General features: G+C 67.8%; 10 protein-coding genes. 8 read left to right on the forward strand and 2 right to left on the reverse strand.

All coding sequences use genetic code 11. From position 1 onward, the window contains the following. The first annotated feature begins 17 nt into the window (after positions 1–17). From WKC72_RS02955 to WKC72_RS02985, 7 genes are all read left to right on the forward strand, one after another. Positions 18–1076, forward strand: coding sequence for an amidohydrolase family protein (locus WKC72_RS02955; protein WP_128640406.1), 1059 nt, complete (start codon positions 18–20; stop codon positions 1074–1076). Continuing rightward, positions 1073–2725: a thiamine pyrophosphate-binding protein gene (locus WKC72_RS02960; protein WP_370181699.1), complete on the forward strand. Its 1653-nt coding sequence runs from the start codon at positions 1073–1075 to the stop codon at positions 2723–2725. Before WKC72_RS02955 ends, WKC72_RS02960 begins: the two co-directional genes overlap by 4 nt. 41 nt (positions 2726–2766) lie before the next feature. Beyond that, positions 2767–3648, forward strand: coding sequence for a hypothetical protein (locus tag WKC72_RS02965; RefSeq protein ID WP_370181700.1), 882 nt, complete (start codon positions 2767–2769; stop codon positions 3646–3648). A gap of 34 nt (positions 3649–3682) precedes the next feature. Then, complete coding sequence (locus WKC72_RS02970) at positions 3683–4663, forward strand: 4,5-dihydroxyphthalate decarboxylase (protein WP_370181701.1); 981 nt, start codon at positions 3683–3685, stop codon at positions 4661–4663. Between the two features lie 31 nt (positions 4664–4694). After that, the gene (locus tag WKC72_RS02975) at positions 4695–5546 is read left to right on the forward strand and encodes an amidohydrolase (RefSeq protein ID WP_037236065.1); all 852 of its coding nucleotides are present in this window, start codon (positions 4695–4697) and stop codon (positions 5544–5546) included. A 16-nt stretch (positions 5547–5562) separates the two neighbouring features. Then, positions 5563–5781, forward strand: a complete 219-nt coding sequence (locus tag WKC72_RS02980) for a hypothetical protein (protein ID WP_128970060.1) — start codon at positions 5563–5565, stop codon at positions 5779–5781. A 139-nt stretch (positions 5782–5920) separates the two neighbouring features. Continuing rightward, positions 5921–7156, forward strand: coding sequence for an MFS transporter (locus tag WKC72_RS02985; RefSeq protein WP_370181702.1), 1236 nt, complete (start codon positions 5921–5923; stop codon positions 7154–7156). Here WKC72_RS02985 and WKC72_RS02990 read toward each other — a convergent pair. Continuing rightward, a complete protein-coding gene (locus tag WKC72_RS02990) occupies positions 7153–10419 on the reverse strand; it encodes a protein kinase (RefSeq protein WP_370181703.1) in 3267 nt (1088 codons plus the stop codon). The two genes, WKC72_RS02985 and WKC72_RS02990, sit on opposite strands and share 4 nt — an antisense overlap. 152 nt (positions 10420–10571) lie before the next feature. Continuing rightward, positions 10572–11591 (reverse strand): LacI family DNA-binding transcriptional regulator, encoded by a 1020-nt coding sequence (locus tag WKC72_RS02995; protein ID WP_370181704.1) that lies wholly within the window; start codon positions 11589–11591, stop codon positions 10572–10574. A 164-nt stretch (positions 11592–11755) separates the two neighbouring features. Here WKC72_RS02995 and WKC72_RS03000 point away from each other — a divergent pair, with 164 nt between their 5' ends. After that, positions 11756–13183, forward strand: a complete 1428-nt coding sequence (locus WKC72_RS03000) for a cytosine permease (RefSeq protein WP_370181705.1) — start codon at positions 11756–11758, stop codon at positions 13181–13183. The last annotated feature ends 39 nt before the right edge of the window (positions 13184–13222 follow it).

Consider the following 13222-nt stretch of genomic DNA (forward strand, 5'->3'; position numbering starts at 1 on the left):
CCTGGAGACAAACCTTCATGATCATCGACTGTCACGGCCACTTCACGACCGCGCCACCCGCGCTCGGACAGTGGCGCGAGCGCCAGATCAAGGCGTTCGAGGATTCGGGCGCCCGAGTCTCACCCGACGAATTGCACATCGGCGACGACGAAATCAGATCCGCGATCGAACAGGGGCAGCTCAAGCTCCAACTCGAACGCGGCACCGATCTCACACTCTTCTCCCCGGGCGCGGGAAAGATGGCCCACCACTACGGCGACGAGCAGACCAGTCTGGCCTGGTCGCAGGTCAGCAACGACCTCATCGCCCGGGTGTGCGGCCTGTTCCCGGACCGTTTCGCCGCGGTGTGCCAGCTCCCGCAGTCCCCCGGTGACGCACTCGCCTCCTCCATCCGCCGATCGGCGACCGAACTCGAGCGTTGCGTCGAGGAACTCGGATTCGTCGGCTGCCTGCTCAACCCGGACCCTTCCGACGGGTACTGGCAGGCGCCGCCGCTGACCGACCGGATCTACTACCCGCTCTACGAGAAGTTGGTGGAGCTGGACGTGCCCGCGATGGTCCACGTCGCGATGTCGCGCAACCCCGCCATCCAGGGCACCTGCGCGCACTACCTCAACGGCGACACCGCGGCCTTCATGCAGCTGTGCCAGTCGGACCTGTTCACCGATTTCCCCACGCTGCGGCTGATCCTGCCGCACGGCGGCGGCGCGGTCCCCTACCACTGGGGCCGCTACCGCGGGATGATGCAGGACCAAGGCAGGCCACCCCTGCAGGAATCGTTGCTGCACAACGTCTTCTTCGACACCTGCGTCTACCACAAGCGGGGCCTCGAACTGCTCACCGACATCATCCCCGCCGAGAACGTGCTGTTCGCCTCCGAGATGATCGGCGCCGTCCGCGGCGTCGACCCCGAGACCGGGCACCGCTTCGACGACACCAAGGCGCTGCTGGACTCCATCGACTCCATCAGCGACGACGACCGGCAGGCGATATATGGCGGCAATGCGCTGAGGGTGTTCCCGCGCCTCGCGAGCCGCGTCACGAACCACGACAAGCAAGAGGAGATCGCGCGGTGAAGGTCTACGAAGCGCTCGCAGCAGCGTTCGCCGCCGAGGGCACCACGGATGTGTTCGGCATGATGGGCGACGCCAACATGCACTGGATGAACGCGCTGGCCAGTCGCGGGACGCGCCTGTACGAGGTGCGTCACGAAGGTGCGGGACTGAGCATGGCGCACGGGTACGCCCGCGCATCCGGCCGGCCCGGCGTCGTGACGACGACCAGCGGTCCCGGTACCGCGCAGCTGGCCACGTCGATGATCGTGGCGAGCCGGGCGCGCATCCCGCTGGTCGCGTTCTGCGGGGAGACCCCGTTGGGTGACACGAGCGCCGTGCAGTACCTCGACCAGCGCCGGTTCGCCGCCGCGATCGAGTGCGAATTCCTCCAGGTGACCAAGGCCGAGTCGGCCACAGAAGTGGTGCAGCGCGCCTTCTACCTGGCCCGCACCCAATCCCGGCCGGTGATGATCAGCGCCCCGTTCGACGTGCAGCTGCAGGAGTTCGAGGACGACATGCCGTACGTCCCGTCCACCGAACTGCTCCGGACCCCCAAGCTGCTACCCCACCCGACCCAGATCCAGCAGGCGTGCGAAATCATCGGGGCGAGCAAGCGAGTCGTGATCGTCGCCGGGCGGGGCGCCCGCAACGCGGAAGCCGGCGAGCAGATCCTCGCGCTCCAGCGTCGAACCGGCGCCCTACTCGCCACCACGCTGCAGGCCAAGAACTGGCTGTGCGCCGAAACCGAGTACCACGTCGGGATCGCGGGCCTGTTCGGCAGCAGGCTCGCGATGGAGCTACTGCAGGAGGCCGACTGCGTAGTGGCGGTGGGTGCGAGCCTCAACCACTACACCATCGAGAGCGGATACCTGTTCCCCGAAGCCCGGTTCATCCAGATCGACACCGCGCCGAACCTGGTGATGGGCAACGGTCAGGTCGCCGACTGCTACATGCAGGCCGACGCGATCACCGCCCTCGACGCCCTGACGGACGCGCTGGGGGTCCGCGGTATCGAGCTGGAAGGCTTCCACACCCCCGAGGTGCACGGCCGGCTCACGGCCCCGCTGATCGACCCGGCCGAATACCGCAGTGCGCCGGACCTGCTCGACCCGCGTGAGGCGATCGCGGTGCTCGACGCCGAACTTCCCGGCGAGATCGGGCTCGTGCTCGGGAGCGGACACCAGACGGACTTCGGCACGATGCTCTTCCAGCGCTCACGCGAGATCACCTCGAACTACGGCATGTTCGGCGCCATCGGTCAGGCCCCACTGCTGACCATCGGCACCGTCGTCGCCAACGGGGGCAAGCCCACATTCGTGGTCGAAGGCGACGCGAGTTTCCTGATGCACCTGTCGGAGTTCGAAACCGCGTGCCGCTACCAGCTTCCGGTGCTGGTCGTCGTCATGAACGACGAAGCCCTCGGCGCGGAGTACCACAAGGCGAAGGCCAAGGGCCTCGACCCCGAGCTCGCCGTGATCCCCACCCCCGAACTCGGCACGGTCGGTCAGGCGCTCGGCGGCGGCGACGCGACGGTCCGCACGACCGACGAACTGCGCGCCGCCCTGGCCGAGTACGTCCGTAACCCGCGGCCCACCGTCATCGACGTCCGCATCACCCGCGACGTGCTCAGCGTGCCCTACCGGCGCATCCAGTACGGCGACGACGTGTGAGAGCCGACATTGCTGACGACAAACGACAAGAGGAGTCGGAAATGAAGATCGTACTGGGCAGGGACGACCTCGCGGCCGTAGCCGTCGAGGGGGCCGCGGCCGCCGGTGCCACGCCCGAACGTCTCGACATTCGGCCCGTGCACAAGGCATCGCGCGGTTTCGTGAACGACACATCGGCGGACGTGTGCGAGCTGGCCGTGGTGACGCTGCTGCAGGCGGCCGCCCACGACAAGCCGGTGGCGCTGCTGCCGGTCACCATGCTCGGCCGCTACCAGCACCAGACCCTGGTGACCATGGGCGATCTGAGTGTCGACGATGTGCGGGGCCGAACTGTCGGTGTGCGCTCGTGGAGCCAGACCACCGGGGTGTGGCTGCGCGGATTCCTCAGCGAGCAGTACGGTCTCGATCTGACCGAAATCAACTGGCAGACATACGAGGGCGGGCACGTCGACGGGGCCACCGACCCGGCATGGGTCACGCGCGCCCCCGAAGGCGCCAAACTCCAGGCCGACTTCCTCGAAGGCACGCTCGACTACGGGATCATGGGCAACGAGCTGCCCTCCGACGACCGAATCCGCACCGCCATCCCCAACGCCCTCGCGGTCGCGGCCGAATGGGCCGCACGCAAAGGCTTCGCTCCCATCAACCACGTGGTCGGGTTCAGTGCGGCAGCCGCGAACGAGGACCCGAAGGCCATCCTCGCGGTCTACGACGCCTTGGCCGAAGCAGCCGCGGCCAGCGGCACGGCGGCGGGTCCGGTGGACCTGAGCCCCGTCGGATTCGACGGTCTGCGCGGCGCCGTCACCGACGCTTCCCGCTACGCCTACGAGCAGGGGCTGCTGCCTCGCCGGGTCGAGTTCGACGAACTCGTCGACCGCACCTGCGCCGCTCTCGGGGTGACCGCCTCACGCCTCGGCGGCTGACCCACTTACTCCTTCTGAACACGAAAGGCTGAACATGAACACGCTCTCGGTCGCACTCGGGGACTACCCCCACGTGCAGGCACTGCTGGGCGGCGACGTCACGGTGAACGGCTACGCAGTCGAACCCGTCGAGGTCAGCCCGATCATCGGCGCGTACCGGCGGATGATCCGCGACCTCGAATTCGACGTGTGCGAACTCGCGCCGACCTCGTACCTGATGGCGCTGCAGGCCGGGGTTCCGCTCACCGGGATCCCCGTCTTCCTCAACCGCCGCTTCCACCACGCCGACGTGCAATGCGGCTCGGCATCGGGAATTCGCTTCCCAGCCGACCTGAAGGGCACACGCATCGGTGTCCGCGCCTACACGGTGACCACCGGGGTGTGGATGCGCGGCATCCTGCGCGACGAGTACAGCCTCGACATCGACACGGTCAAGTGGGTCGTGGACGACGACGACCACATCGAAGGCCGCGCGCCCGCCAACGTCGAGCGGGTCACCGACGGCCGATCGCTCGGTGAGTTGCTGCGTGCCGGCGAGATCGACGCCGCGTTCAGCGGAAACGCAGGCACCGGGCGTGCGGGTGCGCCGCGGGCGGGGTGGTCGGCGTCGGCCGAGCAACCCGCGGGCGACGACGGACCGTACCCGCTGTTCCCCGACCACGAGGTCCTCGCCACCGACTGGTACCTGCGGACCGGGATTTATCCACTGCATTCGGTGATCGCGATCCGCCGTGATCTCGTCGACCGCGATCCGGAGTTGCCGACCGCGCTCTACGCAGCTTTCGCCGAGAGCAAGCGCCGTCAGATCGAGGCCGATCCCCAGTGGTCGGCGCTGCCGCGACTGGGCAAGCAGGGCAGGCAGATCCGGACCGACCCGATTCCCTACGGTCTGCAGGCCAACGACGCGAGCGTGCGAGCGCTCGTGAAGTTCTCGCGGGACCAGGGCCTGCTCGACAAGGACTTCTCCGCCGATCCCGCCCTGCTGTTCGCCAAGGGCGACTACCCGGACGCCTGATCCGGCCCACCAACCGAGAAAGGTGCAGACCATGGACATCGTCGACACCCATTGCCACATCATCACCGACGACGTGACCCGCTACCCGCGGGCCCCGATCGGTGGGAAGCAGTCCAGCTGGGCCACCACCCGGCCGGTCACCGCGGACGGCATGGCCGAACGCATGGACGAAGCCGGGATCAGCCAGGCCGTGCTGGTTCAGGCCACCACCGCCTACGGCTACGACAACTCCTATGTGCTCGACAGCAGGGCGCAGCGGCCGGACCGGTTCATCGCGGTGGGCACAGTGGACCCGTTGCGGCCCGACGCCGCCGACAATCTCGAGGCGGTAGTCGGCGACGGCGGCCTCTCCGGGGTGCGGCTGTTCACCAGCGGCAGCACGGTTCCCACCCAGGGCGAGTGGTTCGCCGCGCCGGAGACCTATCCCTTCTGGGACAAGGCCACCCAGCTCGGCGTGACGGTGTGCCTGCAGATGCGACTCGGGCCGGCGACCGAGCAACTGCACCTGCTGCTGCGCCGATTCCCCTCGGTCCCGGTGCTGCTCGACCACATGGGTTACCCCGACATCGCGGCCTCCCCCACCGACGCCGGCGAAGCGGTGGCGGCGCTGGCCGTCCATCCCGGCCTGCACCTCAAGCTGACCCACCGCAACCTCGAACGTCTCCACGACGCCGGCCCGAAGGCCGCCGGTTTCCTCGATCCGGTGCTCGCAGCGTTCGGAGCGAACCGGATCGCGTGGGGCTCCAACCTGCCTGCCGCGGAACAGTCGCTGCCCGAACTCGTCGCCCTCGCCCGGGAGGTGCTGGCCGAAGTGCCCGAGCCCGAACGCCGGGAGATCTTCGCAGGCACGGCGCGACGGCTGTACCCCAGCCTGGCCACATAGGGTCTCGGAGAAAATGATGGCAATTCGGCAAAGATGCGATGGCACAATCGTTATCGCACGCCGTGTATTCGATTCATGCGTCGCCCTCGTATCTGCCGCTGCAGCCGCGCCGGTTGCCTTCGCGCTGGCCGAGGGAGTGGCGCTGTCCCGCATTACGCGCGACGGCCTCGAGGCGGACGGGTATTCGTCCGACGAGAACCTGCACGATGTCGGCACGGTGATCGAGCTGATATAGGTCGTGCCCCCACGTGCGTGCCGTCCGCTGCCGATGTCCGCCGAAATCCGGCGGACGGCACGCATTTCCACGCTACTTCCTCAGCAGAGGTGATCACCACGAGCAACGACGAACCACAACCCCGCCCCGGGATGGGCCGATGACCATCCTCTCCGGGCTCCGCCGGCAAACCTTCGCGTCCCTCCGCAGCACCAACTTTCGCCGTTACATCACCGGTCAGGCAATTTCCCAAGCCGGCAAGTGGATGCAAACCATCGCCCAGTCGTGGCTCGTTCTCGAGCTCACCGACTCCGGCACCGCGATCGGCGTGGTGATGGCATTGCAGACCGTGCCCATGCTCCTCGTCGCACCGTATGGCGGGGTCGTTGCCGATCGACTGGACAAGCGGCGCCTGATGATTGCCCTGCAGGCGCTGATGGGCGTGCAAGCACTGATCCTGGGTATTCTCACCGTCACCGGAACAGTCCAGCTCTGGCACGTCTACGTTCTCGCCCTCGTCCTCGGCCTGAACCAGTGCTTCGAAAACCCCACACGCCAATCGTTTCTGCTCGAGATGGTCGGGGCCGATCACCTCCGCAACGCCGTCAGCCTGCAATCGGTGCTCAACTCCACGGCCCGGATGATCGGGCCCGCCGCCGCCGGACTCGTCATCGCAGCAGGCGGTGTCGGTCTGTGTTTCCTGCTCAACGCAGCAAGTTTCGTGGCGGTCGTCGCCTCCCTTCTCGCCCTCGACGTCTCGCAGCTGACCCCCTCACCACCGACGGCCCGCGCTCGCGGTCAGCTCCGCGAAGGTCTCGCATACGTCCGACGCTCCCCTCAGCTGGCCGTACCGTTGACCATGATGGCCCTGATCGGCTGTTTCGCCCTCGAGTTCCCGGTAATCCTGCCCGTCATCGCCGACCAAACCTTCGACGCCGGGCCGGGCGCGTACGGCTTCATCACCGCTGCGATGGGCGCGGGATCGGTGGTGAGCGGACTCGCCGTCGCAGCCTGGGGCCGCACCGGAACCCGGCCGCTCGTGCTCACAGCAACCGCTTTCGGTGCGCTCCTCCTCGTCGCCGCCCTCGCCCCGAATCTGTGGGTCATGCTTGCAGTCATGGCCTGTGTGGGAGCATGCAGCGTCGCCTTCACCTCCACGACCAACAGCACGCTGCAACTCGCCGCCGCACCGGCCACACGCGGACGAGTAATGGCCCTGTTCGGAATGGCATTCATCGGATCTACCGCGGTAGGCGCGCCCATCGCCGGATGGGTGTGTCAGCACTGGGGCGGCCGCGCGGGACTACTCCTCGGCGCCCTTGTCTGCCTGATCGCCGCCGCCATCGCAGCACCGTGTCTGAGACACCGCGACAGTCGGGCCCTGCCCACTACCTAGTCGTGCGCCTGCTCCACGACCCAGGCCGCGACCTGTGTCCGGGAGGTGAAGCCCAGTTTCGCCAGGATGTGCTCCACGTGTCCTTGTGCGGTGCGCGGCGAGATCACCAGTCGGTCGGCGATGGCCTGATTGGTCAGGCCTTCGGCGATCAGATCGGCGACCTGGCGTTCCCTCTTGGTCAGTCGCGTCGACGCGTCGGCGTCTCGCGTGGTGGTGCCGGCCTGTTGCTCGTGGAGGGCGTAGGCGATTGCCGCATCGAAATCCAGGCTTCGGCCCTTGCGGTGGGCCTCCTCGAATACCGCTCCTCCGAGCCGCTTCCGAGCTTCCTGGTCGCAGTTCTGCTGGTATACGAGAAGATTGGAATGTATGACCACAGCACTGCCCACCGACCGCGCCAATCCCTCCGCGGCTCCCATCAGCACTGCGGCCCGGGCGGCGTCGCGCCGCTCGCACGCGATCCAGGCCAGGGCTCCGAGGCAGGCTGCCGCGAAGCGGGGGCTGTGCACTTGCCGGGTCAGCTCCAGCGATTGGTCGAGAAGGCGGATCGCTCGATCGGCGTCACCCTGCTGCCACACCGCAATTCCCAGGGCCCACAGCGAATGCGATCGATACACCTTCTCGCCGTGCATCTCTGTGATCGCGAGAACACGCTCGAGGCTTTCGACAGCCTGCTCCGTCGAGCCGGACAGTCCATAGGTCGTCCCCAACAGGTAGAGGGCACTGGTTTCGAGTGTGCGTTCTCCACGTTCGCGGAACTCTGCGAGCGCGGTGTCGAGGCGAGAGCGGGCCCGTTCGAGATCACCGTTGTAGAGGGCCAGCGTGCCGTCCGCGTCGGCGACGAGAGCGCGCATCATCGGATCGCTCGTGCGCGCGGTGAGAGTTCGCGCCTCCGCCACGAGCGCGGCCCCGGACTCGAGATCCCCCTGCACGTCGGCCATCACGCTGGCGCAGTAGAGCGCCTTGATCCGGTCGACGGTCGGTTCGACGGGGTAGCTGGCCAACAGGTGGTTCAACCAGCGCCGGCCCTCGTTGTAGAGGCCCTGCGACGTCCAGAACCAGCGGAGTGCGGCGGCGGTGCGCAGGCCGGCGGCGGGATCGTCGTCGATGCCGAATTCGAGGGCCTCCCGCAGATTCGGCTGTTCCCGCTTCAGCCGGGCGATCCAGTCGAGTTGGCGGGCACTGATCCACTCGACCTCCGCATCCAGCGCCAACGCCTCGTACCAGTCCCGGTGCCGCCGACGCAAAGACACCGCCTCACCGGTCTGCTCGAGTTTCTCGAAGCCGTACTCGCGGAGAGTCTCGAGCATCCGGAACCGCACCACCGACCCGTGCTCCTCGCGGATCAGAATCGATTTCTCCACCAGGGACGTCAGCGTGTCGAGCAGTTCGTCCGGGTCGAGGCCCTCGCCGCACACCCGCTCCGCGGCGTCGAGTTCGAAGCTCCCCGCGAACACCGCCACCCGACCCCACACCAATTGCTCTTCCGCGGAGCACAACTCGAAACTCCAGTCGATACACAGCCGCAGCGTCTGCTGCCGCGTCGGCGCACCCCGGCTGCCGCGGGTCAGCAGGGCATAGCGGTCGGTCAACCGGCCAAGGATCTGCTCGGGTGACATCGCCCGCAACCGCGCCGCCGCCAACTCGATCGGCAGCGGCAACCCGTCGAGCCGGTGGCAGATCCCCACCACCGTCGCCGCGTTGTCCTCGGTGAGGGCGAAGCCCGGAACGGCAGCATTGGCGCGTTCGGCAAACAACGTCACCGCATCGTATTTGGGTAACCCGCGCACGGAGGGCTTCCGTTCGGGATCGGGGACGGCCAGCGGGGGGACCCGTAGCACTGCCTCCCCGCCGATGCCGAGGGGTTCGCGGCTGGTGGCCAGAATCCGCAACCGCGGACAGGTGTGGAGCAGAGGGCCGGCGAGTTCGGCGACCGCGTCCACGATGTGCTCGCAGTTGTCGAGGACCAACAGCACCTCTCGCGGGGCGAGGAACTCGATCAGGACCTCCCGCAGCGGCCTCGTCGAGTGGTCCCGGACTCCCAGTGCGCCCGCGACGGCGTCGATCAGTGAAACCGCGTCGCGCAGTTCGCCCAACTCGACCAGGCGCACACCGTCGGAGTACTCGCGCTGCACAGCGGACGCGACCCGCATCGCCAGCCGGGTCTTCCCGACACCCCCGATCCCGGTCAACGTCACCAGGCGCGACCCGGTCAGGAGGTTCTTCGCCTCGGTGAGCTCGTGTCGGCGGCCGACGAAGCTGGTCAGCTCCAGGGGAAGGTTCCCCGTCGTGATGGGAGCGGAGGCACCTGCACCGCTCGGTCGCACTTCGTAACCCGGTCGCCGGTCGTTGCCCTGTGTGTCGGGTTCGGCTCGTAGGGGCATCTCGTCGACCGGGAAGCCGTGGGCACGTTGCAGGGTTCGCAGTTCCTCTCCGAAGTCGGCGGCGGTAGCCGGTCGCTGATCGGGCACGCGGGACATCGCGCGGGCGATCACCGCGGACACGTCGTCCGGGAGCCCCCGCTCACGCAGATCGGGCACCTCCTGCGTGGTGATCCGCAGGAACTGGGCGACGACCTGTTCGCCGCTGCGACGTTCGAACGCGGCATGGCCGGTGAGGGCACTGAACAAGGTGGCGCCCAAGCCGTAGACATCGGCTGCCGGACTGGGCGGTTCACCCCCGAGCACCTCCGGCGCAGTGTACGCCGGCGACCCGGTGACGGCACCGGTCGCGGTCTCGAAGCCGCCGCTGATGTGCGCGATACCGAAATCGGCCAATTCGGGCTCGCCGTAATCGGTGAGCAGGATGTTCGCGGGTTTGACGTCGCGATGCAGGACACCCAGTCGGTGCGCCGACTCCAGTGCACCTGCGATCTTCACCCCGAGCCGCAACGCCTGGCCCAACGGCAGCGGACCGTGTCGGCGGATCCGCACATCGAGGGAATCTTGCGGGTGGTACGGCATGACGGTGTAGGGACGGCCGCTGTCGGTGGCACCGACCTGCAGAATGTTGACGATGTTCGGGTGCCCGGTCAGCCGGCCCATCGCCTGCTGCTCCCGGAAGAATCGGGCCCGGTTCTCCTCGTCGAGCTCGACGGTGAGGACCTTCACCGCGACCGTGCGATCCAGTTCCGCCTGCGTGCAGCGGTAGACCACGCCGAAACCGCCGCGGCCGATCTCCTGAACGTCAGCGAAACCAGATCTACCGAGTTCGGCAGCCGGGGACGGCGGGTACCGCTGCGTGTCGAGCGGATCACCTTCACCCATCGGACGGTCTACTCACCCCGTCGGATCGTGGTTCCGGCGCATTGGTCCCGACGGCACGACCAGCGCGGATACAACCGTGGACTCACCTTTCGACGGCGCCCTCCCGAGGATATCGTCGAGCAGCACGGCGGAGGTACCCGTCGTCGACGTGACTACCGGGTGGATCCCCGCACGACGAGGCGTCCGTGGAGGTGTCCCGGTGGGACTGGCCGGTCAGAGTTGTCGAGGCGGTTGACCAGCATCGTGACGGCCACGCGGGCGAGGTGTTCGGGCTGTAGGTCCACGGAGGTGATCGCGGGAACGGCGGATCGTGTGTGCTCCGAGTCGGAGCCGCCGACGATCTGCACGTCGCCGGGGACGTCGAGTCCTCGTTCCCGGACCCGCGCGAGCACCCCGGCGGCGTGGCGGCCGGTGAGGCAGTACACCGCGTCGGGTGAATCGTTACGGTCGAACAGTTCGTCCGCGGCTTCGCGTCCGCCGGCCTCACCGGTGGTCTCGGGCCGGCTGGCGACCAGAGCGTCCTGACCACGGTTCGCTGCCCACGCGCGGTACGCGGCCTCGGCGCCCAGGTTCCACGAATTGGGATCGGTTCCGGTAACGAGAGCCACTCGCGTCGCCCCCGCGTCCTCGAGATGCCGCAGCACTCGGTCGGTCATGAGTTCGGTGTCGGTGTCGAGCCACGCGTCGTAGGCGGTCCTCGCCGGATCCCGGCCGACGGACAGGAACGGCACGCCTTCCCCGAGGAGCATCTCGATGAGGGGGTCGTTCGTGACGGGTTCCGTGATCAGGAACCCGTCGCAGGCGAGGGCGGCTGCCGGGGACTCGTCGCGCGTCGGATCGGACACCAGCATGAGCCCGTATCCGAAATCCATCGCGGCCAGAGCCGCCGAACCCGCGAACCGCAGGAAGTAGTCGACGCCCGCCGGGAGAGTCGAATCCAGTGTCTCGAGCGGCCGGAGCACGAGGGCGAGCACGCCGAGACGGTTGCTCCGCAGGCTTCTCGCCACCACGTCCGGCCGGTAGCCGAGGGACTTGGCGACCGAGCGGACACGCTCACGCGTCGCGGTGGCGACGACGCCTTTGCCGCTGAACGTGTGCGACACCGTCGTGGTCGACACGCCCGCGTGCCGTGCCACGTCGGCGATGGTGGGCCGCGATCGCTTCTCCGTCACGCACTCAGGCTACCAACGGCTCGACCTGCACCAAATCGATTTGCAAATTCGCTGACCCGACTCTTGTCCAAATCGATTTGGTTCCGTACGGTGACCGGGGTCACGCCAGATCGGCGATTGCGCCCACCAGCCGCACATCCGTGCTCATCTATCCGGAGGACCCCATGGCATCGACAAAAGCAGACCCGCGCGCGGTGACGCCCGGCGAAACACCGCCGGCCGATCGCGCCGGGCGGGTGGAGACGCACGGCATCGACTTCATCCCGGCCAGCGAGCGGCACGGCCGCGCCCGGGACCTGTTCGCGGTATGGGCGGCGCCCAACGTGAGCTACCTGGCCCTGGTCGTCGGCGGCGCACTGATCCTGATGGGCCTGTCCTTCTGGCAGGCTCTCGCGGTGATCGTGGTCGGCAACCTGTTCTCGATCCTCACCGGGATCGTCGCCGCCAGCGGACCCGCGTCGGGCACGCCGAGCGAGGTGATCACCCGTGCGATCTTCGGTATCCGCGGCAACCGCGTGAACATTCTCGTGACCAGCTGGTTCATCAGCGTCTGCTACCTGGCGCTGAACTGGGCGGCCGCGTCGTACACGGCCTTCAGGCTCGTCGAACGGTTCGGGATCGACGCGACCACCCCCGTCAAGGTCGTCATCATCCTGGCGATCGCCGCTGTCACGCTGGCCATCGGCGTGTACGGGCACGCCACGATCGTGCGGCTCTACCAGCCGCTGGCCCTGGTGCTGACGTTGATCTTCGTGGTGATGGCCGGATACGTTCTCGGCAACGCCGACTGGGCTTACCAGCCGGCGGAGTCACTCCACGGAATCGGCCTGTGGGCGACGGTGGCCGCGGGTGTGTCGATCGTGGCGTCGGCTCCGCTGTCCTACACCAACAGCGCGGACTTCGCCCGCTACCTGCCTGCGACCACCTCTCCGATCTCGGTCACCGCCTGGACGGCGCTCGGCGCGTTCGTCCCCAGCGTGCTGTTCACCGCGCTCGGCGCACTCGCCGGAACCGGACTCGACATGGCCGACCCGCAGATCGCACTCGAGACCATTCTCCCGGCGTGGTTCACACCGATCTTCCTGCTCGCCGTCATCGTCGGCACGATCGCCAACAACGCGATGACCGCCTACAGCTCCGGGCTCGCCCTGCAATCGGTCGGCCTGCGCCTGCGCCGCTCACGCAGCGTCCTCCTCGACGGCTCGATGGGTGTGGCGATGACGCTGTACGCGCTGCTCGTCTCCAACTTCCTCGACACCGTCAGCAACATGATGCAGCTCGTCGTGACCGTGATGGGTCCCGTCATGGCCGTGTACGTCGCCGACGTCCTGTGGCGCCGCAACCGCTACGACGGCCTCGGGCTCGGCGACGAAACCAGCAGCAGCCCCTACTGGTACAGCGGTGGGATCAACTGGGCGGGAACGGTCGCCGTCTTCACCGGCATCGCCGCGGCCGCGCTCTGCGTCGCCGCCCCGGTCTACACCGGTCCGGTCGCGAACGCGGTCGGCGGCGTGGACCTGTCACTACCGGTCGGGTTGATCGTCTCCGCAGCACTGTACGTCGTGCTGATGCGTTCGTACCGGGCCCGCTGATCGACTGTGATCGGCCGGCACACAGCACTATTCACACCA

It is taken from the genome of Rhodococcus wratislaviensis, assembly GCF_041228765.1.
Taxonomy (GTDB): domain Bacteria; phylum Actinomycetota; class Actinomycetes; order Mycobacteriales; family Mycobacteriaceae; genus Rhodococcus_F; species Rhodococcus_F wratislaviensis.

Excerpts from the sequence above, each read along its gene's own strand:
- WKC72_RS02955 (WP_128640406.1), top strand. The coding sequence starts at position 18 with ATGATCATCGACTGTCACGGCCACTTCACGACCGCGCCACCCGCGCTC.
- WKC72_RS02965 (WP_370181700.1), top strand. The coding sequence starts at position 2,767 with ATGAAGATCGTACTGGGCAGGGACGACCTCGCGGCCGTAGCCGTCGAG.
- WKC72_RS02970 (WP_370181701.1), top strand. The coding sequence starts at position 3,683 with ATGAACACGCTCTCGGTCGCACTCGGGGACTACCCCCACGTGCAGGCA.
- WKC72_RS02975 (WP_037236065.1), top strand. The coding sequence starts at position 4,695 with ATGGACATCGTCGACACCCATTGCCACATCATCACCGACGACGTGACC.
- WKC72_RS02980 (WP_128970060.1), top strand. The coding sequence starts at position 5,563 with ATGGCAATTCGGCAAAGATGCGATGGCACAATCGTTATCGCACGCCGT.
- WKC72_RS02985 (WP_370181702.1), top strand. The coding sequence starts at position 5,921 with ATGACCATCCTCTCCGGGCTCCGCCGGCAAACCTTCGCGTCCCTCCGC.
- WKC72_RS02990 (WP_370181703.1), bottom strand. The coding sequence starts at position 10,419 with ATGGGTGAAGGTGATCCGCTCGACACGCAGCGGTACCCGCCGTCCCCG.
- WKC72_RS03000 (WP_370181705.1), top strand. The coding sequence starts at position 11,756 with ATGGCATCGACAAAAGCAGACCCGCGCGCGGTGACGCCCGGCGAAACA.